Annotated in this window: 28 protein-coding genes; 8 read left to right on the forward strand and 20 right to left on the reverse strand. The window is 67.5% G+C overall.

The window, feature by feature from the left end; genetic code table 11:
• Nucleotides 1-3: 3 nt before the first annotated feature.
• The 6 genes from rbfA to rimP form a co-directional block, all read right to left on the reverse strand.
• The gene (gene rbfA, locus VMT65_RS14685) at nt 4-456 is read right to left on the reverse strand and encodes a 30S ribosome-binding factor RbfA (protein WP_326308747.1); all 453 of its coding nucleotides are present in this window, start codon (nt 454-456) and stop codon (nt 4-6) included.
• Between the two features lie 20 nt (nt 457-476).
• Nucleotides 477-767 (reverse strand): DUF503 domain-containing protein, encoded by a 291-nt coding sequence (locus tag VMT65_RS14690; protein ID WP_326309182.1) that lies wholly within the window; start codon nt 765-767, stop codon nt 477-479.
• Nucleotides 768-878: 111 nt separating this feature from the next.
• A complete protein-coding gene (gene infB, locus VMT65_RS14695; protein WP_326308748.1) occupies nt 879-3,935 on the reverse strand; it encodes a translation initiation factor IF-2 in 3,057 nt (1,018 codons plus the stop codon).
• Between the two features lie 108 nt (nt 3,936-4,043).
• Nucleotides 4,044-4,289 (reverse strand): YlxR family protein, encoded by a 246-nt coding sequence (locus tag VMT65_RS14700; protein WP_326308749.1) that lies wholly within the window; start codon nt 4,287-4,289, stop codon nt 4,044-4,046.
• A gap of 236 nt (nt 4,290-4,525) precedes the next feature.
• Complete coding sequence (gene nusA / locus VMT65_RS14705; protein ID WP_326308750.1) at nt 4,526-5,629, reverse strand: transcription termination factor NusA; 1,104 nt, start codon at nt 5,627-5,629, stop codon at nt 4,526-4,528.
• On the reverse strand, nt 5,626-6,258 hold the full coding sequence (rimP, locus tag VMT65_RS14710) for a ribosome maturation factor RimP (RefSeq protein WP_326308751.1): 633 nt from the start codon (nt 6,256-6,258) through the stop codon (nt 5,626-5,628). The genes nusA and rimP overlap by 4 nt, the downstream gene beginning before the upstream one ends.
• Nucleotides 6,259-6,517: 259 nt before the next feature.
• On the opposite strand from rimP, the gene VMT65_RS14715 reads away from it, so the two are divergent.
• From VMT65_RS14715 to VMT65_RS14725, 3 genes are all read left to right on the forward strand, one after another.
• Nucleotides 6,518-7,090 (forward strand): hypothetical protein, encoded by a 573-nt coding sequence (locus tag VMT65_RS14715; RefSeq protein ID WP_326308752.1) that lies wholly within the window; start codon nt 6,518-6,520, stop codon nt 7,088-7,090.
• Nucleotides 7,087-7,521: a ferritin-like domain-containing protein gene (locus VMT65_RS14720; RefSeq protein WP_326308753.1), complete on the forward strand. Its 435-nt coding sequence runs from the start codon at nt 7,087-7,089 to the stop codon at nt 7,519-7,521. The genes VMT65_RS14715 and VMT65_RS14720 overlap by 4 nt, the downstream gene beginning before the upstream one ends.
• Before the next feature lie 153 nt (nt 7,522-7,674).
• On the forward strand, nt 7,675-9,105 hold the full coding sequence (locus VMT65_RS14725; RefSeq protein ID WP_326308754.1) for a three-helix bundle dimerization domain-containing protein: 1,431 nt from the start codon (nt 7,675-7,677) through the stop codon (nt 9,103-9,105).
• Here the strand turns inward: VMT65_RS14725 and VMT65_RS14730 are convergent.
• Nucleotides 9,096-9,980: an alpha/beta hydrolase gene (locus VMT65_RS14730; RefSeq protein ID WP_326308755.1), complete on the reverse strand. Its 885-nt coding sequence runs from the start codon at nt 9,978-9,980 to the stop codon at nt 9,096-9,098. The genes VMT65_RS14725 and VMT65_RS14730 overlap by 10 nt on opposite strands.
• A 28-nt stretch (nt 9,981-10,008) precedes the next feature.
• On the reverse strand, nt 10,009-10,797 hold the full coding sequence (locus VMT65_RS14735; RefSeq protein WP_326308756.1) for a TetR/AcrR family transcriptional regulator: 789 nt from the start codon (nt 10,795-10,797) through the stop codon (nt 10,009-10,011).
• 116 nt (nt 10,798-10,913) lie between these two features.
• Between VMT65_RS14735 and VMT65_RS14740 the strand changes: the two genes are divergently transcribed.
• Entirely contained in the window at nt 10,914-11,462 is a 549-nt protein-coding gene (locus VMT65_RS14740; RefSeq protein WP_326308757.1) for an anthrone oxygenase family protein, read from the forward strand.
• Nucleotides 11,463-11,545: 83 nt separating this feature from the next.
• Here VMT65_RS14740 and VMT65_RS14745 read toward each other — a convergent pair whose 3' ends face one another.
• Together VMT65_RS14745 and VMT65_RS14750 are read right to left on the reverse strand one after the other, a co-directional pair.
• The gene (locus VMT65_RS14745; protein WP_326308758.1) at nt 11,546-11,788 is read right to left on the reverse strand and encodes an Rdx family protein; all 243 of its coding nucleotides are present in this window, start codon (nt 11,786-11,788) and stop codon (nt 11,546-11,548) included.
• A 35-nt stretch (nt 11,789-11,823) separates the two neighbouring features.
• On the reverse strand, nt 11,824-12,309 hold the full coding sequence (locus VMT65_RS14750; RefSeq protein WP_326308759.1) for a carboxymuconolactone decarboxylase family protein: 486 nt from the start codon (nt 12,307-12,309) through the stop codon (nt 11,824-11,826).
• 46 nt (nt 12,310-12,355) lie between these two features.
• Between VMT65_RS14750 and pdxR the strand changes: the two genes are divergently transcribed.
• A complete protein-coding gene (pdxR, locus tag VMT65_RS14755) occupies nt 12,356-13,777 on the forward strand; it encodes a MocR-like pyridoxine biosynthesis transcription factor PdxR (protein ID WP_326308760.1) in 1,422 nt (473 codons plus the stop codon).
• 302 nt (nt 13,778-14,079) lie between these two features.
• On the opposite strand, the gene VMT65_RS14760 is transcribed toward pdxR, so the two are convergent.
• The gene (locus VMT65_RS14760) at nt 14,080-14,892 is read right to left on the reverse strand and encodes a PIG-L family deacetylase (protein WP_326308761.1); all 813 of its coding nucleotides are present in this window, start codon (nt 14,890-14,892) and stop codon (nt 14,080-14,082) included.
• Nucleotides 14,893-14,971: 79 nt separating this feature from the next.
• Nucleotides 14,972-15,355 carry a hypothetical protein gene (locus tag VMT65_RS14765; protein WP_326308762.1) on the reverse strand — a complete coding sequence of 128 codons (384 nt, stop codon included), beginning with the start codon at nt 15,353-15,355 and terminating at the stop codon, nt 14,972-14,974.
• Between the two features lie 74 nt (nt 15,356-15,429).
• Between VMT65_RS14765 and VMT65_RS14770 the strand changes: the two genes are divergently transcribed.
• Nucleotides 15,430-15,828 (forward strand): VOC family protein, encoded by a 399-nt coding sequence (locus tag VMT65_RS14770; protein ID WP_326308763.1) that lies wholly within the window; start codon nt 15,430-15,432, stop codon nt 15,826-15,828.
• 99 nt (nt 15,829-15,927) lie between these two features.
• Here VMT65_RS14770 and VMT65_RS14775 read toward each other — a convergent pair whose 3' ends face one another.
• The 3 genes from VMT65_RS14775 to VMT65_RS14780 form a co-directional block, all read right to left on the reverse strand.
• On the reverse strand, nt 15,928-16,254 hold the full coding sequence (locus VMT65_RS14775) for a hypothetical protein (RefSeq protein WP_326308764.1): 327 nt from the start codon (nt 16,252-16,254) through the stop codon (nt 15,928-15,930).
• A 100-nt stretch (nt 16,255-16,354) separates the two neighbouring features.
• On the reverse strand, nt 16,355-16,519 hold the full coding sequence (locus VMT65_RS38445; RefSeq protein WP_442790225.1) for a DUF397 domain-containing protein: 165 nt from the start codon (nt 16,517-16,519) through the stop codon (nt 16,355-16,357).
• Nucleotides 16,520-16,542: 23 nt separating this feature from the next.
• Nucleotides 16,543-18,291, reverse strand: coding sequence for a proline--tRNA ligase (locus VMT65_RS14780; protein WP_326308765.1), 1,749 nt, complete (start codon nt 18,289-18,291; stop codon nt 16,543-16,545).
• Between the two features lie 58 nt (nt 18,292-18,349).
• Between VMT65_RS14780 and yaaA the strand changes: the two genes are divergently transcribed.
• Together yaaA and VMT65_RS14790 are read left to right on the forward strand one after the other, a co-directional pair.
• Nucleotides 18,350-19,096: a peroxide stress protein YaaA gene (yaaA, locus tag VMT65_RS14785; protein WP_326308766.1), complete on the forward strand. Its 747-nt coding sequence runs from the start codon at nt 18,350-18,352 to the stop codon at nt 19,094-19,096.
• A 63-nt stretch (nt 19,097-19,159) separates the two neighbouring features.
• Complete coding sequence (locus VMT65_RS14790) at nt 19,160-19,552, forward strand: ankyrin repeat domain-containing protein (RefSeq protein WP_326308767.1); 393 nt, start codon at nt 19,160-19,162, stop codon at nt 19,550-19,552.
• A gap of 10 nt (nt 19,553-19,562) precedes the next feature.
• Here VMT65_RS14790 and VMT65_RS14795 read toward each other — a convergent pair whose 3' ends face one another.
• The 5 genes from VMT65_RS14795 to VMT65_RS14815 all read right to left on the reverse strand — a co-directional run bounded on the left by VMT65_RS14795 (nt 19,563) and on the right by VMT65_RS14815 (nt 23,409).
• Nucleotides 19,563-19,781: a hypothetical protein gene (locus tag VMT65_RS14795; protein WP_326308768.1), complete on the reverse strand. Its 219-nt coding sequence runs from the start codon at nt 19,779-19,781 to the stop codon at nt 19,563-19,565.
• 20 nt (nt 19,782-19,801) lie between these two features.
• On the reverse strand, nt 19,802-20,545 hold the full coding sequence (locus tag VMT65_RS14800) for an SDR family NAD(P)-dependent oxidoreductase (protein ID WP_326308769.1): 744 nt from the start codon (nt 20,543-20,545) through the stop codon (nt 19,802-19,804).
• Nucleotides 20,546-20,728: 183 nt separating this feature from the next.
• Entirely contained in the window at nt 20,729-21,382 is a 654-nt protein-coding gene (locus tag VMT65_RS14805; protein ID WP_326308770.1) for a Uma2 family endonuclease, read from the reverse strand.
• Between the two features lie 189 nt (nt 21,383-21,571).
• Nucleotides 21,572-22,390, reverse strand: a complete 819-nt coding sequence (locus tag VMT65_RS14810) for an ABC transporter permease (RefSeq protein ID WP_326308771.1) — start codon at nt 22,388-22,390, stop codon at nt 21,572-21,574.
• Nucleotides 22,387-23,409 carry an ABC transporter ATP-binding protein gene (locus VMT65_RS14815; protein WP_326308772.1) on the reverse strand — a complete coding sequence of 341 codons (1,023 nt, stop codon included), beginning with the start codon at nt 23,407-23,409 and terminating at the stop codon, nt 22,387-22,389. The genes VMT65_RS14810 and VMT65_RS14815 overlap by 4 nt, the downstream gene beginning before the upstream one ends.
• Nucleotides 23,410-23,459 lie beyond the last annotated feature (50 nt).

The raw sequence follows: 23,459 nt of genomic DNA on the forward strand, positions 1-23,459 counted from the left end.
GGGTCAGGCTTCGTCGTCTTCTTCGTCCTCGTCCGACTTGTATGGGTTCGCGTCACCGGCGTAGTTCGCGCCGACGGCCACCTGCGCCACGCGCGAGTCGGCGGCGCGGGCCTTGGCCAGCAGTTCCTCCATCTCACGCGCCGCATCCGGCACGGTGTCGAGCTTGAACGCCAGGGTCGGGGTGAACTTCACCCCGGTGCCCGCGCCGACCTTGGACCGCAGAATGCCCGCGGCCTTCTTCAGTCCGGCCGCGGCCTCCGCGTAATCGGGCTCGGCGTCGATGGTCTCGCCCATGACGGTGTAGTAAATGGTCGCCTCACGCAGATCACCGGTCACCTTGGCATCGGTGACGGTGACGAACCGCAGTCGCGGATCCTTGATCTCGTATTCGATCGCCGTGGCGACGATGGACGAGATGCGTTTTGCGAGTCGGCGTGCTCGGGCCTGATCAGCCATTGCGAGCCCTCCTCACTTCTTCAGTCTTCGGGTCCGAAGATGCGACGGCGCACCGACAGCAACTCTAACTCCGGACGATTGGCGACGTGCCGTTCACACTTGTCCAGCACCTCGGTCAGGTGATTCATGCCGTAGCTGACCATTGCCACACCGAGCAATGATCGCCGATACCGGTCATGATCTCCGCCCTCGGTCACACTCACGTCGAACCGTTTCAGGTCCGCGATTATCGGGCGGATGACAGAGCGCTTCTCCTTCAGTGAATGCACATCACCGAGCAAGATATCGAACTCGAGCGCTCCGAAAAACATCTTTTCAGTCATATGAACGCGCCCCGGGGAATGCGCGCACGGTTACCCGGAAAGGGAAGGGGCACAACCCCGCCGGACCACGACGGGTCCGGCGGGATCGTGTACTGCTTCCTAGTCGCGCGGCTTCTCCCGCAGCTCGTAGGCCTCGATGATGTCGCCATCCTTGATGTCGTTGAAGCCCACGGTCATACCGCACTCGTAGCCTTCGCGAACCTCGGTGACGTCGTCCTTCTCGCGGCGCAGCGACTGGATGGTGGTCTCGGCGACCACCACGTTGTCGCGGATCAGGCGCGCCTTGGCGTTGCGCTTGACCGAGCCCGAGAGCACCCAGCAACCCGCGATATTGCCGAACTTGGAGGACCGGAAGATCTGGCGGATCTCCGCCCGACCCAGCTCGTGCTCCTCGTAGATCGGCTTGAGCAGACCCTTGAGGGCCTTCTCGATCTCGTCGATCGCCTGGTAGATGACCGAGTAGTAGCGGATGTCCACGCCTTCGCGGTTCGCCAGCTCGGTCGCCTTGCCCTCGGCACGGACGTTGAAGCCGATGATGATCGCGTTGGAGGCCGACGCCAGGTTGACGTTGGTCTCGGTGACGCCACCGACACCGCGGTCGATGACGCGCAGGCGCACCTCGTCGCCGACGTCGATACCGAGCAGCGCCTCTTCGAGGGCCTCGACGGTACCGGAGTTGTCGCCCTTGAGGATCAGGTTCAGCTCCGAGGTCTCCTTCAGAGCGGCATCCAGATCTTCCAGGGAGATCCGCTTGCGGCTGCGCGCGGCCAGGGCGTTGCGCTTGCGAGCGTTGCGGCGGTCGGCGATCTGACGCGCGATGCGGTCTTCCTCGACCACGAGCAGGTTGTCACCCGCGCCCGGCACCGAGGTGAAGCCGATGACCTGGACGGGCCGCGACGGCAGGGCCGCCTCGACGTCGTCGCCGTGCTCGTCGACCATGCGGCGCACGCGACCGTAGGCGTCGCCCGCCACGATCGAGTCGCCGACGCGCAGCGTGCCGCGCTGGACGAGAACGGTGGCCACCGGGCCGCGGCCGCGGTCGAGGTGGGCCTCGATGGCCACACCCTGCGCGTCCATGTCCGGGTTGGCCCGCAGATCCAGGGCGGCGTCCGCGGTCAGGACGACGGCCTCGAGCAGCTGCTCGATGTTCGTGCCCTGCTTGGCGGAGATGTCGACGAACATGGTGTCGCCACCGTATTCCTCGGCCACCAGACCGTATTCGGTCAGCTGCTGGCGAATCTTCTGCGGGTTCGCGCCTTCCTTGTCGATCTTGTTGACCGCCACCACGATCGGCACATCGGCCGCCTGCGCGTGGTTGATGGCCTCCACCGTCTGCGGCATGACGCCGTCGTCGGCCGCGACCACGAGGATCGCGATGTCGGTGGCCTTCGCACCACGGGCACGCATGGCGGTGAACGCCTCGTGACCGGGGGTGTCGATGAAGGTGATCAGTCGGTCGTCGCCGTTGACATTGGCCTCGACCTGGTAGGCGCCGATGTGCTGGGTGATGCCGCCGGCCTCGCCCTCGCGGACGTTGGCCTTGCGGATGGTGTCCAGCAGTCGGGTCTTACCGTGGTCGACGTGACCCATGACGGTCACGACCGGCGGACGGACCTGCAGGTCGTCCTCGTCGCCGTCGTCCTCGCCGTAGGTGAGGTCGAAGTTGGCGAGCAGCTCGCGGTCCTCGTCCTCCGGGGAGACCACGTTCACGACGTAGTTCATCTCCGAACCCAGCAGCTCGAGGGTCTCCTCGTTCACCGACTGGGTAGCGGTGACCATCTCGCCGAGGTTGAACAGCGCCTGGACCAGAGCGGCCGGGTTGGCGCCGATCTTCTCCGCGAAGTCGGACAGCGAGGCGCCGCGGGCGAGGCGAACGATCTCGCCGTTGCCGCGGGGCAGCCGCACGCCACCGGCGATCGGAGCCTGCTGGTTCTCGTACTCGGCGCGCTTGGCCCGCTTCGACTTACGACCCTTGCGGGGGGCGCCACCCGGACGGCCGAAGGCACCCGCGGCACCGCCGCGACCACCACCGGAACCGGGACGGCCACCGCCGCCACCACCGGGACGACCCCGGAAACCACCGGGAGCGCCACCGGTACCCGGGGCACCGGCACCGGCGCCGGGAGCGCCGCCACCGCGGTAGCCGCCGCCACCGCCACCGGGACGCGGACCACCCTGGCCGGGCCCACCCGGACGCGGCGGACGACCCGCGCCGCCACCCGGACCGGCCGGGCGCTGAGCGCGCGCGGGCATGGCACCCGGGTTCGGGCGGGGAGGCATCGAGCCGGGGCTGGGACGCGGACCGCCGGGACGGGGACCGCCCTGACCGGCAGCGGCCGGACGCGGAGCGCCCTGACCCGGACCGGGACGGGGGCCGCGATCCTGACCGGGACCCGGACGCGGGCCACGATCCTGACCCGGACGGGGACCGCGATCCTGCGGACCCGGACGCGGGCCGCCCTGGGCGGGACCGGGACGCGGTCCACCCTGCTGCTGACCCGGGCGGGGTGCCGGACGCGGAGCGGGACGCTCCGGAGCCGACGAGAAGGGGTTGTTGCCGACGCGCGGCGGCTTCGGGCCCGGCTTCGGACCGGCCGGACGCGGCGCGGCCGACGGGCTCGGGGCCGCGGCGTTCGGCTGCGGAGCCGCCGACGGACGCGGGCCGGGCGCGGCCGGACGCGGGGTGTCGGTGCGCGGCTGCGCGGGGGTCGCCGGGGCGGAAGACGCTGCGGGAGCGGCGTTTTCGCGCACGGCGGGCTTGGGCGCGGGGGCCGGGCGGGCCGCCGACGCGGGGCTGGGCGCTTCAGCGCGGGCGGCCGGGGCCGCCTCGGCGGCGGGTGCCGCCGCGGGCTTGGGCGCGGGGCTCGGCGCGGGGGCCGAGGGACGGGGTCCGGGGCGCGGGCCACCGGACGCCGGGGACGGCTTCGCCGCCGGACGCTCAGACGTGCTGGGTCCGGGCTTGGCCGTCTTGGCGGAACCGTTCGCCGGGGCGCTCTTCGCCTGGAACGACTCCCGCAGCCGGCGCGCGACGGGTGCTTCCACCGTCGAGCTCGCCGACTTCACGAACTCGCCCTGCTCCTTGAGCCGCGCGAGTAGTTCTTTGCTCGTGACACCGAGTTCTTTAGCCAACTCGTGCACGCGGGCCTTGCCTGCCACTGCTCTCCTCACTCAGAGGTCGAGCGCGGCAGCCCGTTTCACGACGGGACGCGCGCACGACCTCGACTAATTTCGAAGGCCGATCATTTCTGGGACTTCACGGTGTGCTCATGAGTGCTCGTGCCTGTTCTCTACGTAATGCTCCAGGGCTGAGATATCCAGATGTCCGGACACTCGTAGTGCTCTGCCGATTGCTCGGCGCCGAACTGCTTGGCTCAGACAAGCCGACGAGGGGTGCAACCACGCACCCCTCCCGGGAAGTCTGCGCCGCGGATCCGGAACGACCACAACTGTCTGCCCACTGTCGACAGACCCCTGTCCACTTTCGACAGGACGTTGCGCCACGACCCGCATCAGATCGGCAGCCAGCTCGCGCCTTCGGCATCCAATGCAGGTCCGGACGGGTTCTGATCTTGAAGAAACCCGTTCGGCGCGCAGAGAAGCCGACGACTCGTGCTGAGCCTGCGTCCACTCTACCGCTGTCACGTCCCGATCTCCGCATCCGTACCCCTTGGAAGTTACCAACCTGTCATCCCAGGGGTCTGTTTCACAAATCTCGGGACCGACCGGGCCGGATGCCTCCGGCAAGATCAACCCCGATGGGCTGCGGCGTCACCCCGATGCGATGCCGCGTCACCACGAGCCGATCCGGCGTCGCCGCGATGCGCATCGGCCCCGGCCGCCGGGCGCACGCCGCCCTGGTTGTCGGGTGCGGCGTCGGAGCGAATGTCGATCCGCCAGCCGGTGAGCCGGGCCGCCAGGCGGGCATTCTGGCCCTCCTTGCCGATGGCGAGGGAGAGCTGGAAGTCCGGGACCACCACCCGCGCCGCGCGGGCCTCGGGATCCACGATCGTGACGGAGACAACCTTCGAGGGCGACAAAGCATTCCCGACGAAGGCGGCCGGGTCCTCGGCGTAGTCGATGATGTCGATCTTCTCGCCCGCCAGCTCGCTCATCACATTGCGCACGCGCTGGCCCATCGGGCCGATGCACGCGCCCTTGGCGTTGACGCCGGGGACGGTGGAGCGCACCGCGATCTTGGAGCGGTGTCCGGCCTCGCGGGCCACGGCCACGATCTCGACCGAGCCGTCGGCGATCTCGGGGACCTCGAGCGCGAACAGCCGCCGCACCAGGTTCGGGTGGGTGCGCGAGAGGGTGATCTGCGGGCCGCGCGGGCCGCGGGAGACGCCGACCACGTAGCACTTGATGCGGTCGCCGTGCTCGTAGGTCTCGCCGGGCACCTGCTCGGCGGGCGGGATGACCCCTTCCGCGCCATGGGCTTCCGAGCCGATGCGGACCACGACGGTGCCGCGGGCGTTCATGCGGGCGTCGCGCTGCACGACGCCGCCGACGATATCGCCCTCGTGGGTGGAGAATTCGCCGAAGGACTTCTCGTTCTCGGCGTCGCGCAGCCGCTGCAGCACGACCTGGCGGGCGGTGGTGGCGGCGATGCGACCGAAACCCTCGGGGGTGTCGTCCCATTCGGAGATGACATTGCCGTCGGCGTCGAGCTCGCGGGCCATCACACGCACGACACCGGTCTTCTGGTTGATGTCGATGCGGGCGTTGGGCTGGTGGCCCTCGGTGTGCCGGTAGGCGGTGAGTAGGGCGGACTCGATCGCGGAGATCACGGTCTCCATCGAGATCCCCTTGTCGGCGACAATCGCGCGCAGGGCTTCGATTTCGATGTTCATTCCACGATCCCTTCGGTCGGTGAATCGGACGCTGCTGCTTCGTTTTCGATTTCGGTGTCGGATACCTCCTGAGCGCCGGGCTGGGGACGGCCCGGTGCTACTCCCCCTGCGAGTTCCAGTTCGGCCGCGCCGGGTGGATTGAATTCCACTTGGACGACGGCGGATTGGATGTCGGCCCGCGGCACCGTCACCCGGTGTGGCTTCCGCTTGCCGCCGAGGACCAGGGCGACATCGCTGTCGGTGGCGACGCCCACCCGGGCCTCGAACGTGGTCTTGCCCTTCTCCTCCGGTGATTCGACGCCGGGGCGTAGGACGATCTTCACCTTGCGGCCCTGGGCGCGCTGCCAGTGGCGTAGTTCGGTGAGGGGCCGGTCGATGCCGGGGGTGGTGATCTCGAGCAGGTACGGGGTTTCGCCGAAGTCTCCGGCGTCGTCGAGGGCCTGCGAGATCTCGGTGCTCAATTCCGCGACGGTGTCCAGGTCGGCGGTGCCGTCGCTGTCGACGGTGACGGTGACCTTCGAATGCGCTGTCCCCGCAGCCGAGATCGCGACGCCTTCGAGGTCGAATCCTCGGCGTTCGACGAGCTCAGCAACTAGCTGGCTCACCCTTTCCTCGGTCGGCATCGGCATGTGGGGCGGCTCCTGGTTCAGTTGTCACGGGTTGAGTTGTCGGGGTTCGGCGAAATACCGGGCCGAAGGTCTAGCGTAACGCGCGGAAAGAGTGTAAAGGACCAGCGAACTCGCTCGAGTTCGGCATGGTCGGCCCTGCGGTGCGGGCGGCGTGTCAGTGTGCGACGCGCCCATGACGGTTACCCGTCGTTCCTGATCACAGCCTATCCGACGGCCCTGGCGCAGCAAGCGGTCGGCGACGGCTGGCACCATGTATTCCGTGCCCAGCAGTCAGAGCGGCCATCCGGCCGATGTCGTCGGTCTCACGGTCCCGCCGGACCGATTCGGATCCCCGTCTCCCCTCGCCCCCGTGAACCGTCGTGCCGCGCTGCGGCTGGCCGGTGGGGGTGTGTTCGCCGTGGCGGCCGTGGGCGCGCTGGCCGCGTGCGGCACCGACGACAAGCCCTCGGCGCCGGATCCGTTGATCGCCCAGGAGACCGCGGCGCGCACCGATGCCGCCGCCGCGACCGCGGCCATCGCGACGTCTCCGGACAAGGCCGGCGCACTGCAGACCATCGCCACCCAGCGCACCGCGCACGCCGATGCGCTGCGCACCGAAATCGACCGCGCCATAGGCGTTTACGGTGATGGCAGCACGCCCAGCCGCCGCATCCCGCCGGTCATCCCGACCGCGCCGGTGCCGCCTCCGCCGGTGGCCACCCTGCGCACCCAGTTGCAGCAGTCGCAGCGGTCGGCCGCCGATCTGGCCACCCAATTGTCCGGCTACCGTGCCGGTTTGCTCGCTTCCATCAGCGCGTCCTGCGCCACGCACGCGGGGGTTCTCCTGGCATGACCACGACCGACGAACAGGCGCTCATCGATGCGTTGAGCGCCGAGTACGCCGCTGTCTACGCCTATGGCGTGATCGCCGCCTACGCCAATCACGACCGCGACAAGCTGGTGGCCGAGTACACCGCGGCCCACCGCGCCCGCCGCGACGCCACCATCGACGCGCTGAAGGCCTCCGGCGCAACGGTTCCCGAACCGGCCGCGGCCTACACCTCGCCGATTCCGGTGAACGATCCGATTCCGTCGGCGAAGCTGGCGGTCATCGTCGAGTCCGATACGGCCGCCGCCTGGCGTTCGGTGGTGGAGCGTGCCGACAATCCGGACCTGCGCCGGACCGGTGTCGAGGCGCTCACCGAATGCGCTGTGCGCCTGGCGACCTGGCAGTCCATCCTGGGCACCAATCCCGCGACGGTGGCCCTGCCCGGCCAGCCCTGAGCAACCCTCGTCACCGAAAGTTCGCCCGGGCGTAGGGGACGTTTCCGTTCCCGACCGTGGCCGGGCACCCTGGCTGGCTAGGGTCCTGGCGGCGCGGCTTCTCGTATTTTTCTGCCGCGCAATCACATTCGGTGCTAGGTCGAGGGAGATGTGGTGGCGGTCGATGCTGCGCGTGAGGAGAAGGCACTCCGTGAGGTGACCAGCCGACTGGTCGAGGACTACGGCGAGGCGCATCCGGCGGAGCGGGTGGAGGCCGTGGTGGGGGCGGTTCGCAAGCGGTTCGAGGGGCATGCGGTGCGCGAGTTCGTACCGATTCTCGTCGAGCGGATTGCGCGGCGGGAATTGGATCCGAAGCGGGGGAAGAACGCCGCGGGACAGGTGGATTTGTCGAAGGCGTCCGACGGGGCGGTGGGGGGTGCCGCGGAGAGTCCGGCGGAGACCACGAGTGTTTTCGCGGCGGTGGCGGGGCGGTTCGTGCCCGTGCGGTTGGTGGAGAACAAGCGGGCGTTGGGTGCGGTGGCGGCGGGTGTGGCCGTGGTGTTGGCCGCCGGGGCGGTTTTGGCGGTGCAGCACTCGGATTCGCCGTCCGCGACATCCGCCGCGACCGCGTTGACGACCGTGCGCGGGGTGGTGGGGTCGGAGAAGTCGGCGTTCTTCGATGATCCGCGGGTGGCCGATGTGCTGGCCAAGCACGGGTTGAAGGTGGAGATCGAGCCCGCCGGGTCGCGGCAGATCGCCACCTCGGTGGATTTGGGCACCTACGATTTCGCGTTTCCGTCGAGTTCGGCCGCGGCCGAGCGGATTCAGCGGCAGCGCGGGGTGAGCGGCAAGTACGTGCCGTTCTCCTCCCCCATGGCGATCGCGACGTTCAAGCCGATCGCGGATCTGCTGGGACAGTCCGGCATCGTGCAGACCGGCGCGACAACGACTTTCGACATCGAGAAGTATCTGGCGCTGGCCGAGAAGGGCGTCCAGTGGAATCAGCTCGACGGCAACTCGACCTATCCGGTGTCGAAGAACGTGCTGGTCTCCACCACCGACCCGCGCACCTCCAACTCGGCGGCCATGTACCTGGCGGTGACCGCCTACGTCGCCAATGACAACACCATCGTGCGCGGCACCAAGGCCGAAGACTATGCGGTATCCCGTGTTTCGCGCCTGTTCACCCGGCAGGGCTTCACCGAGTCCAGCAGCGACGGCCCGTTCAAGGACTACCTGGCCAACGGCATGGGCACGGTCCCCATGGCGTGGATCTACGAGGCCCAGTACGTCGACGCCGCCGCCCACGATCAGCTCAGGCCCGACATGGTGCTGATGTACCCGAGCCCGACCGTCATGTCCCAGCACACGGTGGTGCCGCTGAACGACAAGGGCGACCAGATCGGCAAGCTCCTCACCACCGACCCCGACCTCCAGCGCCTGGCCGCCGAGCACGGCTTCCGCCCCACCGACGTGAGCCTGTTCACGAAAGTCACCACCGCACACCAGATCCCAGTCGATGTGAATCTCATCAACCAGGTCACCCCACCCGACTACGACACCCTCGAACACCTCCTCGACGGCGTCGCCAAGTCCTACAACTGACCCAGCCCACCGAGAATGCCCGCCAACTCCCGAGCCTGCAGCACGACGCCCACATGCCCGGCCGCCAGGCTGTGCACGTCGAATGGATTGTCGGGGGTGAGCCGGTCGGCATCCTCGATCATCTTGGCGGCCAACGCCGGAGAGATGACATTGTCCCGGGTCAGTCGGATGAAGCTGCGCGGAATGCGCCCCCACGTCTCGGCCTCGACCCGGGCGTCGGCGAAACTCGTCTGCGCGCCATCCTCGGGTTGCATGCCGAAATTGATGACAGTGAGCATCTGCTCGAGGGTGGCCTCCGGCATATTGGTGAGCCGAAAGTCCTCCAGCGCCGCGGGATCGGCCGACCGCAGATTGAAGCGGATGAGGCCGCGGGTGACCGGTTCCATGCCCAGGAACAGCGAGTGGTCCTGGTTCGGGACGGGGACGTCTTTCAGTGCTTCTGGTGTCTGGCTCAACGCCATGGCGCTGGGAGCCTCCGCAGTGGAGGGGCAGAACGCCGAGACGTAGACGAGGCGATCGATCATCTCGGGGATCGCATTGCCGACCAACCCGATCGTGATGCCGCCGAGGCTGTGGCCGACGAGGGTCACCGGGCCATGGCGGCGCACCTGTCGCACCACATCGATGACGTGAGAGACGTTGTCCTGCACGGAGATTGCCGAGAGCGGTGACGGACTTGCGGCGAAGGCCGCAATGTCCTGCGACTGATAGGACAGCGGTATCGAGGCGTCCAGCCCGTGTCCGGGTAGATCCACCGGCAGGCTGCGATGTCCGAGCAGGGCCAGCTCGCGGACCACGGGAGCCCAGTAGAAGCTATTGCTGGCCAGGCCGTGGACGAGGACGAATGTGGGTGCGGCGGCTGCGTTTTCGGTCACACAGCCTTTTACCCGGGCTGGGGTGTCGTCAACCCTCGGCGGGGTTCAGGGAGGCCGTTGTGGCCTCTATGCCGCGGATGAGGACTTCCAGGCCGAAGACGAAGTTGGATTCGGCGGGGTCGGCGGGGGTTGTGGTGGCGGGGCCGGCGGCGGATTCGAAGGTGCCGGACGAGAAGATTTGGGCCGCATCGGGATACCGGTCGGAGGTGGCCAGTTGGGCCATTTCGCGGCCGTACTGTTGGGCGGCCACGGCCGGGTCTACGCGACCGGACTGACGCCAGCTCTGTTCCAGTTGTTGGGCCATGCGGGCCGAGGTATTGACGTAGCCGCTGACCAGGGTGAGGATGCCCACCTTGGTCATGGGATCGAGGGGCAGGGGGCGCATGGCGCGCAGGCCCGCGTCCATCCAGGCGATGGCGTTCGGGCCGCGCGGGGGGCCGGAGGTCGGGAGGTCGGCCAGCCAGCGGTGGGCCTGGTAGGCCCGCCACAGGCCGCGAGCCCACTGTTCGATGCCGTCCTGCCAGGACTCGACGGCGTCGACGCCGATGTACTCGGTGGCGAATGCGGTGTCGCCCATGAGGACCAATAGTTCGTCCTTGGATCCGACGTAGCGGTACAACGACATTCCGGTGACGCCGAGCTCCTCGCCGAGCTTGGGGAGGGTGACGCCCGCCAGGCCCTGCCGATCGGCGAGGGCGACGGCCGTCCGCACGACCCGGTCGACATCGAGGGCGGCGGGGCGGCCCATGCGGGAGCCGGATCCGGTGGGTCGTCGCCACAGTCGCGCCAGGTCTTCGGGCAGCTCCGCGTCGGCCATCCCGTGGGCCCTCCAGACTTCTCTCAGTTGTCGTACCGGCGGATTCATACTATACAACGACATACTTTGTCTTCTATAGTTTGTCTGTCATACAAACTCGGTCAGAGAGAACCGCCATGACGACAACATCCACCACCGCCGCCGGACCTCGCCACTCCCTGGTCACCATGCCCGGTGTCATCGCACTCCTGGTCGCCCTGATCTCCACCGCGCTTTTGGCGGGCACCTACTACGCCTACGCGACGTCGGTCATGCTCGCGTTTCACCGCCTGGACGACAAGACCTTCGTCGAGGTCTTCAACAAGATCAATGTCGTGATCGTCAACCCGATCTTCATGCTCAGCTTCCTCGGGTCGGTCGTCTTCTCGATCGTCGCGGCGCTGTTCTTCTTTCGCGCCGACTACCGCCCGATCCTGCTGTGGATCCTCGCGGCCGTCGTGCTCAATATCCTGAGCCTGGCCATCAGCGGAATCTTCAACATCCCCTTGAACAATCACCTCGCCACCGCCGATACCGCCACCGGCCCCATCGATTACGCAGGCCTGCGCCACGACTTCGAAACCCCTTGGGTGGCTTGGAATGTCGTCCGGGGCCTGGTCAATACCGCCGCGGTCGGCGTGCTCGGCTGGGCGCTCGTGCAATACGGGCGGATCACCGCGAGCTGACCGCACACCATTACGGCTAGGGCACTGCGAGACCCGCAGCGCCCTAGCCGTGAATTCGTCGAGGTCCCCGCACGAGGCGGGCGCTAGGCGAGAGATTTCGAGGTGATGGATTCGGAGACGGCGTGGACGATTTCGTCTGGGCCGGGAAAGCCCTGGCGGGACTTCGCGGCTACGACGGTGCCGTCCACAGCTACCCGGAAGACTCCGCCGCCGCCCGCGACCAGTTCGGGGGTGATGCCGAGTTCGGATTCGAGGGCGGTGGCGGCGGCCTGGGCTCGTTTCAGGTAGCCGCACGGCTTGCAGTAGGTGATGACGACGGCGGGCATGGCGGGCTCCTTTGGGGTGGAAGGGGTTTGGGGGGTTACGAGTTCGCGTCGCCCGAGAGGGTCCAGGGGCGGGCGGTGGCGCCGAGGCGGGTCCAGGTGTTGATGATGGCGATGTGCCAGACCAGGTCGGAGAGTTCCTTTTCCTCGAAGTGGGCGGCGGCCTCGGCCCAGATCTGGTCGGGGACTTCGCTGTCGGCGAGTCGGGTCATTGACTCGGCGAGGGCGAAGGCGGCCCGCTCGCGCGGGGTGAAGAAGGGGGATTCGCGCCAGACGGGGAGCAGGCTGATGCGACGCCAGGTCTCGCCGCCCGCCACCGCGTCGCGGGAGTGCATGTCGACGCAGTAGACGCAGCCGTTGATCTGGGCGACGCGCAGCTTCACCAGTTCACGCAGCGGCGCTTCGAGGGTGGTGTGTTGAGCGGCGCGCTCGAGGCCGTTCATGGCGCGGGCGATCTCGGGGCTCAGGTCGTCGATGGCCAGGCGGGTGGTGGGCAGTACGTAGGCTTCGGTGTTCGTTGTCATGCTTCGACCGTAACGACATAATGGCCTTACTTTAGGAGCCAATTACATGTCTGATTATTGGTCCACTTTGGACATCGACCTGCATCTGCCGGTGAACTCCGGCGCTGGTCGGCGCAATGGTTTGGAGCACGCGCTGCGGGACGCGATTCGCGATGGGCGGCTCGGCGCGGGGACGCGGCTGCCGTCGACGCGGACCCTCGCGGCGGAGCTCGGGCTCTCGCGCGGGACGGTCAGCGCCGCGTATGACCAGTTGATCGCCGAAGGGCATCTGGTGGCGCAGCAGGGGTCGGGGACTCGCGTGGCGGATACGGTGAGCACGCTGGCGGCGACGGCTCCGAAACCGAAACCCGATGTGTCACTGCGGCATAACTTGCGGCCGGGCACCCCGGATCTGAGTCGGTTCCCGGTCTCGGCGTGGCTGCGCGCCTCCCGCCAAGCCCTCGGCCGCGCACCTGGTGACGCCTTCGGATACGGCGATCCGCGCGGCCGGATCGAATTGCGTTCCGCGCTGGTCGAATACCTGGGCCGCACGCGCGGTGTACTGGCCAGCCCCGACCAGATCGTCATCACCACCGGCGTGCAGCAGGCATTGAGCCTGCTCGGGACGGTTCAGGCCGCGTCGAGCACGCCGGTGATCGCGATGGAGGACCCTTACATTCGACAATTCCACGAGGCCGTAAAGGCCACCGGGCCAAAGGTTGTCACCCTGCCGGTCGATGACGACGGCGCGCGAGTCGATCTGCTGACCACGCCCGAATTCGACGGCGTCGGTGCCGCGGTGGTCACCCCGAGCCACCAATTCCCGATCGGCTCGACATTGAGCCCGTCGCGGCGAAAGGCATTGGCCGCGTGGGCGCGGGCCGGACACCTGGTGATCGAGGACGACTACGACGGCGAGTTCCGCTACGACCGGCAGCCGATCGGCGCGATCCAGGGCATAGCCCCCGACCACGTCGTCTACCTGGGTAGCGCCTCAAAGACGCTCGGCCCCGGTCTCCGCCTGGGTTGGATGGTCCTCCCGCCGCGCCTGGTCGGCCCGGTCACCGAGGCAAAGCGGCTGGCCGACAATCACTCCGAGACGCTCGGCCAGCTGACGCTGGCGGAGATGATCACCTCGCACGCCTACGACCGCCACATCCGCTCGTGCCGCCTGCGCTACCGCAAACGCCGAGACCTTCTCGCCGACCGTCTCAAGCCGCGGGCGGGCCGCCCTCTCACCGGTTTCGCGCTCAGTGGCATCTCCGCCGGGCTACATGCCCTCATCCGCCTCGAACCCGCCGGTCTCACCGAGGCCGAAGTTCTTTCCCGCGCAGCCGCTTACGGCCTCGCGATCGACGGCCTCTCCGGCATGTTCATCGCCCCCGAGGAACACGCGCGACAGGGCATAGTCATCGGCTTCGGCTCACCGAGCGATGGGGCCTACCCCGCCGCGCTCGACGCCCTGGTGCGAACCCTGTCAAGTTCCTGATCAGCGGCGGCCCCGGGAGACCTCGATCTCCTCGGCGGGCATGGACGCGCCACGGTTGGCGCGACGCACGAGACCCAATCGGCCCACGACCTCGAGCTCGGAATGCCGAGCGAGGAGGCGTGCCCGGCCGCGCGCGACGCCCTGGTTCGAAGGTCGTCCAGTTCGTGATCAGCAGTGGGGACGTCGTGGTCCGTGCGGAGGACGAATGGGCCTGAGCATCCCCGGGAGAGGCAGGATTGGCGGAAACCTGCCCGTCGTCGATGGGTTGGGGGCGAATAGGCCCATTCGGGTCGGCGGTGCGGTCAGCGCAGGCCCGCGAAAAGGTCGGTCTCCTGGTCGGGGGCGGCGGCCACCCGGTTGAAGTAGCGCACGTAGGTCTCGGTCGCGAACATCGCGTCGCGGATTTCAGCGGGCATTCGGAGGAACGGCACGCTGTCGCCCTGGCTGGCGTGCGCCTGGAGCGCCTCGAATTTGCGTTGGGCGAAGGGTGCGACCTCGAGGACCGTGGTGATCTGCTCCTCGGGGGTGCCGAAGTCCTCCGGCGGGTCGAAGTCGATGAGGCCTTGTGCCCGTAGGTTTTTGAACATCTCGAGGGAGCGCTCGCGCGGAATCACGGCGTAGTAGAGCTTGTCCGGGATGTCGGTGGACGCGGTGGCGGCCAAGGCGATGCGGTTGGCCTGGATGTGGTCGGGGTGGCCGTAGTTGCCGTTCTCGTCGTAGGTGACGACCACTTGCGGCCGGTACTGCCGCATGAGCTCGGCCAGCCGCTCGGCGGCCTGGTCGACGGGTGTGTTCCAGAAGGCCTCCGGGTCCTGATTGGCATCCCACCCGACCATCCCGGAGTCGCGGTAGCCCAGCAGCTCGACATGCTCGATGCCCAGCACCGCCGCCGATTCCTTCAGCTCGGCCAGCCGCAGCGCCCGCACGGCATTCGGATCGTGGCCCGGCTCACCGGGCTTGATCCCGCCCGGCGCATCGCCCTGCTCGCCATTGGTGCAGGTCACCAGGACGGTGCGAATACCTTCGGCGGCGTACTTGGCGAACATTCCGCCGGTACCGAGGACCTCGTCGTCCGGATGGGCGTGGACAGCCATGATCGTCAATTCGTCGGCCATAATTCCCTAACTTCGAGCGGTCGGTACTCCCCTACTCCACGACTCAACACCGCGCACCGCGGCCCTGATTCCGCCCAGTTCAGCCGTCGGAGTCCAGCGGTTGCCAGGGCAGCAGCTCCGGCAGCCGGGGATCATCGGACTGCCAGGCGCGATACACAGTGTGCACGAGATCCATTCCGGCGAATCCGTGCGCACCGGAGATTCGGGCGCGGAAGTGCCGGTCCGGCCCGCCGTCGCGGAATTCGACGTCGTAGTCGACATCGATCGCTTCGTCGTGGTCGCCGACGTAGTCGAGGTGGATCTGGAAGAAGAATTCGCCACTCGGTTCGCGATCGAGCCTTTCGACGATCGCGAAGGGCCAGCGCGCGTTCAGATCCGCGAACAGGTCGTGCACCTCGGTGTCGGTCGGATCGTCGAGCGTCCGCCCGCTCGCATCGGACGCTCGCAATGTCGTGGCAGCCACGGGCACGATCGTAGGGCGTTCACCGGCACAACGACATCGGTGGATTGGGACCCGGGTGTCGGTACGCTCGGGGCGTGCGGCTGGAGCTGATCACCCTCATCGTCGAGGAGTACGACGCTGCCATCGAATTCTTCGTCGGCACCCTGGGATTCGACCTGGTCGAGGACTCGCCCTCGTTCACCAACGACGGGCGGCCCAAACGCTGGGTGGTGGTGCGCCCACCCGAAAGCTCGACGGGGATCCTGCTCGCCCGCGCCGACGGTGAGCGACAGCGCAATGCCATCGGTGATCAAGTGGCCGGGCGCGTCGGGTTCTTCCTGCGCGTCAACGACTTCGCGAGCGCCTACCGCCGAATGGCCGATGCGGGAGTCGAATTCGTCACCGAACCGCGGATGGAATCCTACGGCGAGGTCGCGGTGTTCCTCGATATCGCCGGGAACAGATGGGATTTGCTTGGCCCGCCGGTGGGCTGAGAGGTTGGGAAATGGGCCGAAACCTGCACTATCACAGCGAATCTGACAGGAATCTGCCATCAGACGCAAGATTGTGCAGGAATCGGCCCATCACACCCCTCACGGATACGCCTGGATGACTTCCACATTCACCAAGGCGTTGAACGAGTCGCAGCTGGCCCAGGATTGGTTCTGGCCATACTGGATGGGTCCGTACTTCCAGTAGGTGAACGGGATCGGCCAGGCGATACAGGTGAGCTTCACCTGATGCCAGGTCGGCAGTTCACAGGTGGACATCCCGCCGGTATTGAAAATGTTGTACACATGGCAGTTGGCCTGCCACACCGGCACATCATCAGCGTGAGCGACACCGCCACCAACCAGCATGGTGCCCGTGGTAGCGGCGACAACAACAGCGCCCGCAGCAAGCCGCTTAGCAGAGAGCATTCCGACCTCCTGAATAGGTGTTGCCAGAAACATCGCGCCCAGTTCCCGCGCGTTACTTCCCGGCAAATACCCCGGTCGCCGCCGAATTAACTACTCCGCGTCAGCGCGCATAGATGCCACTTTCAATAAATGCCGCCCACATATCGGCAGGAAACTCCAGCACCGGCCCCCGGCCGCCGTCCTTGGTATCGCGGACCAACGTTTGGCGTGCGGGCGAATCCGTCACGCGCCCAGGTGGCGCATCACCTGGGAAGTGATGCGCCACCTGCGGTTTCGCGAAAAGGGCTGTCAGCCGCGGATCTTGGCGGCGACGGTGGCCACGGCGGTGTCGGCGGGGAGTTCCTCGGCGGTGCCGGCGAAGCGGTCGCGGAGTTCGATCTTGCCTTCGGCCCAGCCGCGGCCGACGACGACGATGTAGGGCATGCCCAGGAGTTCGGCGTCCTTGAACTTCACGCCCGGGGAGGCGGTGCGGTCGTCGAGGAGGACCTCGAAGCCGAGCGAATCGAGTTCGGCGGCAACCTGTTCCGCGCCCGCGCGGGCACCCTCGTCCTTGTTGGCGATGACCACGTGGACGTCGAAGGGGGCGACCTCGCGGGGCCAGCGCAGGCCCTTGTCGTCGTGCATCTGCTCGGCCAGCACCGCGACCATGCGGGAGACGCCGATGCCGTAGGAGCCCATGGTGAGGCGGACCGGCTTGCCGTTCTCGCCCAGCACGTCGACTTCGAAGGCGTCGGTGTACTTCTGGCCGAGCTGGAAGATGTGGCCGATCTCGATGCCGCGCGCCGCCTCGAGCACGCCGCGGCCGTCGGGCGAGGGGTCGCCGTCGCGGACCTCGGCGGCCTCGATGGTGCCGTCGGGGGTGAAATCACGACCGGCGACCAGGCCGACGTAGTGCTTGCCGGGCTCGTCCGCGCCGGTGATCCAGGCGGTGCCGGAGACCACGCGGGGGTCGACCAGGTAGCGAACGCCGTTGGCCTGCAGGGCCTTCGGGCCGATGTAGCCCTTCACCAGGAAGGGGTTGGCCTTGAAGTCGGCCTCGTCGAGCAGTTCGACGGCGGCGGGCTCGACCGACGCCTCCAGGCGCTTCTCGTCGACCTCGCGATCGCCGGGGATGCCGACGCCGAGGATCTCGGTCTTGCCGTCCGGGTAGACCAGCTTGACCAGGATGTTCTTGAGGGTGTCGGCGGCGGTGACCTCGCGGCCCAGCACGTTCTCGGCATTGGCCCAGGCGACCAGGGTGTCGATGGTCGGGGTGTTGGGGGTGTCGTGGACGACGGCCTCGGCCTGACCCTCGAGGGGGATCTCCGGCGGGGCGGCGGTGACCACGGCCTCCACGTTCGCGGCATAACTGGATTCGCGGCAGATGACGTAGGTGTCCTCGCCGACGGGGCTGTCGGCCAGGAACTCCTCCGACGCCGAACCGCCCATCGCGCCCGAGGTGGCGGCGACGATCACGTACTTCACGCCGAGGCGGTCGAAGATCTTCTGGTAGGCCTCGCGGTGGGCGCTGTAGCTGTTCTTCAGGCCGTCTTCGTCGAGGTCGAAGGAGTACGAGTCCTTCATGATGAACTCGCGGCCGCGCAGGATGCCCGCGCGGGGGCGGCCTTCGTCGCGGTACTTGGTCTGGATCTGGTACAGCGTGACGGGCAGGTCCTTGTAGGAGTTGTACTCGCCCTTCACGGTGAGGGCGAACAGCTCCTCGTGGGTGGGGCCGAGCAGGTAGTCCTGGCCCTTGCGGTCCTTCAGGCGGAACAGGCCGTCGCCGTATTCGGTCCAGCGGTTGGTGGTCTCGTAGGGCTCGCGCGGCAGCAGGGCCGGGAGCGAGATCTCCTGAGCGCCGATGGCGTTCATCTCCGAGCGCACCACATCCTCGACCTTGCGCAGCGTGCGCAGGCCGAGCGGCAGCCACGAGTAGACGCCGGGCGCGATGCGACGCACGTATCCGGCGCGCACCAGCAGCTTGTGGCTGGGCACCTCGGCGTCGGCGGGATCGTCACGCAGGGTACGCAGGAACAGGTGGGAGAGGCGGGTGATCACGGCTCAACACAGTAGCCGCTGCTCATGCGATGCCGCGAAGGCATTACCGTGTTGGCTCGTGCTGGTGCTGCTGCCTCCCTCAGAAACCAAGTCCGACGGTGGTTCGGGCGGTCCCCTGGACCTGGATTCCCTCGCGATGCCGCAGCTCACGGCGGTGCGCGACAAACTCGTCACGCAGGTGATCGAGTTGGCCGCCGACGCGGACGCCGCGCGCGCCGCGCTCGGACTGGGCAAGGGGGCTGACGCGGAAATCGCGCGCAATGCCGCGCTGCGCACCTCGGCGACACGCCCGGCGCTGGACCGGTACACGGGTGTGCTCTACGACGCGCTCGACGCGCCCGGGTTCACGAAGGCCCAGCGCGCCAAGGCCGAAGCGCGCCTGGGCATCGGGTCGGCGCTGTTCGGCGTGATCCGCGCGGGCGACCCGATCCCCGCCTACCGCCTCTCCGGCGGCTCCAAACTCCCCGGCCTGCCCACCTTGCAGTCCCTGTGGAAGCCGGTACTGCCGGACGCCCTGCGCGCGGAGGCCGCGGGTCAACTGGTCGTGGACCTGCGCTCGGGCACCTACATGAATCTGGGCCGCGTCCCGGGCGCGGTGACCGCCACCGTCCTCACCGAGCGACCGGACGGCAAGCGAACCGTGGTGAGCCACTTCAACAAACACCACAAGGGCCTGCTGGCCCGGGCCCTGGTGCTCTCGCGCACCGAACCCTCCGATATCGACGGCCTGGCCCGCATCGCCGAGAAGTCGGGCCTCCGCACCGAGATCGCCTCCCCCACCGAACTGCTCATCATCACCTCCTGAGCAGTGATCACATATATGGAAACCGTGATCGGCCGGGCCGCTTTCGCTCGATAGAGTGGCCTGGTGGAACCCAACGATCTGGACCCGGAAGTGCTCGAACTGGCGAGCAAGATCTTCGACCTCGCCCGCAGCGGCGATGCCGCCGCCCTGGCCGCGTACCTGGACGCCGGGGTGCCGGTGAACCTCACCAACGACAATGGCGACACCCTGCTCATGCTGGCCGCCTACTACTCCCACCCCGAAGCCGTGAGCGCCCTGCTGGAACGCAAGGCCGACCCCAACTTCGGCAACGACAAGGGCCAGACCCCGCTCTCCGGCGCAGTCTTCAAGGGCTCCGACGAAATCGTCCAGGCCCTCCTGGCCGCAGGCGCGGACCCCAACGCGGGCAGCCCCTCGGCCCGCGACGCCGCCGAAATGTTCGGCCAGACAAAGTATCTGAAGCTCTTCGACCGGTAGTGCCCGCACCTCATGCGGGGCGGTCACCCTGCCCCGCATCGTCCAATGAGTCCGGTAGCCGCAGCCCGCGCCGACGCACTTCCTCCCGAACCCGTTCCTCCATGGCATCGAAAACCGTATGAAGTTTCGCCAACACGTCCGGATCGACTGGGCACCCTTCCTTCACGAGGCGCTCGAGGTGGGCCTGAATCGTATCCATGGCGGCGAACAGTTCTTCGGAGTCGGCCACCAGCGGAACCCTACTCCGATTCAGAGGAAGCTGCCGCCGCCATTGACGGCGATGGTCTGGCCGGTGAGGAAGGCGTTGCCGATCACCATGAGGACGGCCTGGCCGATTTCGTCGGGGGTGCCGATGCGGCCCACCGGGAGGCGGTCGGCCACGCCCGATTCCTTGAGCGGCGCAGCCATTTCCGTGTCGATCAGGCCGGGGGCGATGGCGTTGACGGTGATGCCTTCGGGGGCGAGGCGGGCGGCGTAGCCACGGGTCAGGCCCTCCAGGCCCGCCTTGGAGGCGTTGTAGTGGACGCCGACCGCGCCGCCGCCGCGGGCGGCCACCGAGGAGACGTTCACGATCCGCCCCCAGCCGCGCTTGCGCATCCCTGGCAGGACGGCCTGGGTGCAGAGGAAGGCGGACTTCAGATTGATCGCCAGAGTCTGGTCGAAGTCTTCCTCGGTGATGTCGTCCACGCCGCGCATGGTCGCGATCCCGGCATTGTTCACCAGCACGTCGATGGTCCCGAGCTCCGCCGCGACCCCCTCGACCATCGCCTCGACCTCGTCCCGCACGGCAACATCCGCCCGCACCGCGATGACCCGACCCCCGGCCTGCTCGATCTCGGCGACCGTAGCTGCGGCCTCCTCGGCACGCGAACAATAGTTCACGGCAACGGCCGCCCCGGCACGCGCCAGCGTCCGAGCGATACCGCGTCCGATGCCCCGCGTCCCACCGGTGACCAGCACGACACGATCCACGAGTTCGCTGCGTTCATCCATACCCTCGAACCTACGACTTCGAGTGCACTCCGAGTCAAGTCCGATCCACCTGGCGAAACAGCACGTGGACCGGAACTTTCGCAAAATCGGCTACCGTGTGCGCTGGAGCTGCGCCAGGTGGAAACCGCCCACCAGAGCGACAGCGCGGCAAGCACTCCGAGGTAGCCGGCCGATGTCGACGACTCAGAATTCGAGTTCGGACCAGGGGATGTGAATCGGGAAGGGGTGGTCGAAGTCGATGCCGTTGTGAACGTTGGCCAGCCATTCACCCGCGAGCAGGTAGTTGGTGGAATGCAAAGGTGCTACGCCGTCGGGCAGCGTGCCATGGCCGGTTTCGAGGGCGAAGGCGCGGACGCTCGCGATGTGACGGGGATTGCGTCCCAGTGTGACCTCCCAATACCAGGGGATTCCACCCGCCGCGTACTTGGCTCGCTTCGCGTCGATGTCCCGCTCGGTGTTGGAGGGTGAGAGCACTTCGCCCGCGATCAGCACATCGGAGGCGTGGATGAGTTGGTATTCGTGCTCGAGGCACCGGTAGACCAGGAAATCCGGGGTCACGAAGTCGGATTTGACTGCGGTATCGAAGAAGACATTGGTCTCCACCGATACTCGCCAGCAGCGCTCCGGCTCACCCGACATGTCCTCGCGAGCACATCGACGCAACGAGTTCCGGAACTCCACCGAGTAGTCCTGATGTTCGGCAGGCCCCTTGCGAACCCATACGACGCGGCCCTCCCACAGCTCGATCTCCCCGGCGATCTCGTCGGGCAGTTGTTCGAACTCCTCCCACGTCATGTATTCCGGCAGGTCAGGTCGCTCGACGGGTGGGGTCGGCATACCGGTCATGGTACCGGGCACACCGCTCGATTCCTCCCATCGTTCGCAGCTCATCCGCATTCCCCTCGTCGCTTCGTTCCGGCCGTCCGAGGGAAGCCGGACCTACGGTAGGCGTGGGATGGAATGCGTACCTGACAGTCCGGTCCGCGTGGCGAAAACGCCTCGTGGACCGGACTTTTGGGGGATGGGCTACTGGGTGCGCTGGTAGCCGCGGAAGGCGGAGACTGCCCACCAGAAGGACAGTGCGGCGAGGGCTGCGAGGTAGCCGAGGTGTTCGGAGGTGAAGGGCCAGTCGGTGTTTCCGGCCAGGGCGCTGCGGCCGATGTCGACGGCCCAGGAGACCGGGTTGTACTTCGAGATGGTTTGGACCCAGCCGGGCATGAGGTTGGGGGCCATCATGCCCGAGGACAGGAACGTTGCCGGGAGGATGATCATCTGTGACAGGCCGATCAGGGCGATTTGGCTGCGGGTGGTGAGGGCGATCGCCACCGAACCGGCGCAGAAGATGATTGCCAGCAATGTGGCGGCGGCCAGGGCCAGCAGCACGCCGGTGACGCCGCCGGGGTAGCGGGCACCGCCCAGGTAACCGATGACCAGGACCAGGCCGGACTGAACCAGGCCGAGGGTGAGTTGGACCCCCAGTTGGCCCGCCACCACCGCACTGCGCGAAATCGGTGCGGTCAATGTCTGATTCATGACGCCGTTGTCGATATCCTCGATGTAGCTGGTCCCGGCCCACACCCCGGAGTAGAGCACGGTCATCATCAGAATGCCGGGGGCCAGGAAGGTGATGTAGCTGCCGGATCCGAAACCCGGGATGCTGCCCACCGATTTGAAGACCTGGCCGAACAGCAGAATCCACACCACCGGCTGCAGCAGGCCGACGCCGATGCCCCACGCCTCGCGCACATTGTTGACCGCCCAGCGGCGGTAGATCTGTCCCGCGGCGACCAGCCAACCGGCCGAAGGGGTTTCGCGGGGCAGGTCGTAGGTCGTGATCGCGGTCATGCCGCCACCTCCACTCGGTCGCTGTGGTTGTCGGCCCGGTACGAGCGGCCCGCGTAGTGCAGGTACACGTCGTCCAGGGTCGGTCGGGAGATGGATACCGCGCCGAAACTGATGGCGGCGGCGTCGAATTCGGCGATGACCTTGCCGACCACGCCGGACGCGTCGTCGGTGCGGGCGATGAGCTTGCCCTTGGGTCCGTCCTGCTCGACGACGATGTCACGCAGCGCCGGAATGGATGCGCCGACCGCGCGCACGGCGGCCACATCGGGTTCGATGAGCTCGACGGTGAGGGTGTCGCCGTCGAGTGTCGACTTCAGTTGCGCCGGTGTGCCTTCGATGACGGTGCGGCCGTGATCGATGATGACCAGGCGGTCGGCCAACTCGTCGGCCTCCTCCAAGTAGTGGGTGGTGAGCACGACGGTCAACGCCGCCTCGGCGGCCAATCGCCGGATCTCCGACCACATTTCGGCCCGGGCCTGCGGGTCCAGGCCGGTGGTTGGCTCGTCCAGGAACAGCACCGATGGGGTGTGCACCAACCCGACCGCGACATCGAGCTTGCGCCGCATACCACCGGACAGCTTGGCCACCTTACGATTCCGCGCATCGGTGAGCTGGAACTGATCCAGCAGTCCGTCGGCGCGCAGCATCGCGTCGTGCCGGGACAGCCCGTGCAGGCGAGCCGCCATGACCAGATTCTCGAAGGGCGTCTGCCGCGGATCCGCGCCGGACCCCTGCGAGACATAGCCGATGCGATGCCGGATGGCGGCCGCGTCGGTGGTGACGTCGAATCCGGCCACCCGCGCGGTGCCGGAATCGGCCCGCGACAAGGTGGTGCAGATCTTGGTCGTGGTGGACTTGCCCGCGCCATTGGGCCCGAGCATCCCGTAGACGGTGCCAGCGGCAATGCTGAAGCTCAGGCCGTCCAGGGCCCGCACATCGGGTTTGCGGCGGCCACCGGGATAGGTTTTCACCAGGTCATGAACCTCGACCGCGGCCGAGGGCATGGGTGTGACAGACATGGTTCGTCTCCTCGTACAGGGAGTGGAGAACGACCACGGCACCGATGGAT

The sequence above is a fragment of the Nocardia sp. CDC153 genome (genome assembly GCF_035818515.1).
GTDB lineage: Bacteria > Actinomycetota > Actinomycetes > Mycobacteriales > Mycobacteriaceae > Nocardia.

Excerpts from the sequence above, each read along its gene's own strand:
- rbfA (WP_326308747.1), bottom strand. The coding sequence starts at position 456 with ATGGCTGATCAGGCCCGAGCACGCCGACTCGCAAAACGCATCTCGTCC.
- VMT65_RS14690 (WP_326309182.1), bottom strand. The coding sequence starts at position 767 with ATGTTTTTCGGAGCGCTCGAGTTCGATATCTTGCTCGGTGATGTGCAT.
- VMT65_RS14700 (WP_326308749.1), bottom strand. The coding sequence starts at position 4,289 with ATGCGGGTCGTGGCGCAACGTCCTGTCGAAAGTGGACAGGGGTCTGTC.
- nusA (WP_326308750.1), bottom strand. The coding sequence starts at position 5,629 with ATGAACATCGAAATCGAAGCCCTGCGCGCGATTGTCGCCGACAAGGGG.
- rimP (WP_326308751.1), bottom strand. The coding sequence starts at position 6,258 with ATGCCGATGCCGACCGAGGAAAGGGTGAGCCAGCTAGTTGCTGAGCTC.
- VMT65_RS14720 (WP_326308753.1), top strand. The coding sequence starts at position 7,087 with ATGACCACGACCGACGAACAGGCGCTCATCGATGCGTTGAGCGCCGAG.
- VMT65_RS14735 (WP_326308756.1), bottom strand. The coding sequence starts at position 10,797 with ATGGCCGACGCGGAGCTGCCCGAAGACCTGGCGCGACTGTGGCGACGA.
- VMT65_RS14740 (WP_326308757.1), top strand. The coding sequence starts at position 10,914 with ATGACGACAACATCCACCACCGCCGCCGGACCTCGCCACTCCCTGGTC.
- VMT65_RS14745 (WP_326308758.1), bottom strand. The coding sequence starts at position 11,788 with ATGCCCGCCGTCGTCATCACCTACTGCAAGCCGTGCGGCTACCTGAAA.
- VMT65_RS14750 (WP_326308759.1), bottom strand. The coding sequence starts at position 12,309 with ATGACAACGAACACCGAAGCCTACGTACTGCCCACCACCCGCCTGGCC.
- pdxR (WP_326308760.1), top strand. The coding sequence starts at position 12,356 with ATGTCTGATTATTGGTCCACTTTGGACATCGACCTGCATCTGCCGGTG.
- VMT65_RS14760 (WP_326308761.1), bottom strand. The coding sequence starts at position 14,892 with ATGGCCGACGAATTGACGATCATGGCTGTCCACGCCCATCCGGACGAC.
- VMT65_RS14775 (WP_326308764.1), bottom strand. The coding sequence starts at position 16,254 with ATGCTCTCTGCTAAGCGGCTTGCTGCGGGCGCTGTTGTTGTCGCCGCT.
- VMT65_RS14800 (WP_326308769.1), bottom strand. The coding sequence starts at position 20,545 with ATGGATGAACGCAGCGAACTCGTGGATCGTGTCGTGCTGGTCACCGGT.
- VMT65_RS14805 (WP_326308770.1), bottom strand. The coding sequence starts at position 21,382 with ATGCCGACCCCACCCGTCGAGCGACCTGACCTGCCGGAATACATGACG.
- VMT65_RS14810 (WP_326308771.1), bottom strand. The coding sequence starts at position 22,390 with ATGACCGCGATCACGACCTACGACCTGCCCCGCGAAACCCCTTCGGCC.
- VMT65_RS14815 (WP_326308772.1), bottom strand. The coding sequence starts at position 23,409 with ATGTCTGTCACACCCATGCCCTCGGCCGCGGTCGAGGTTCATGACCTG.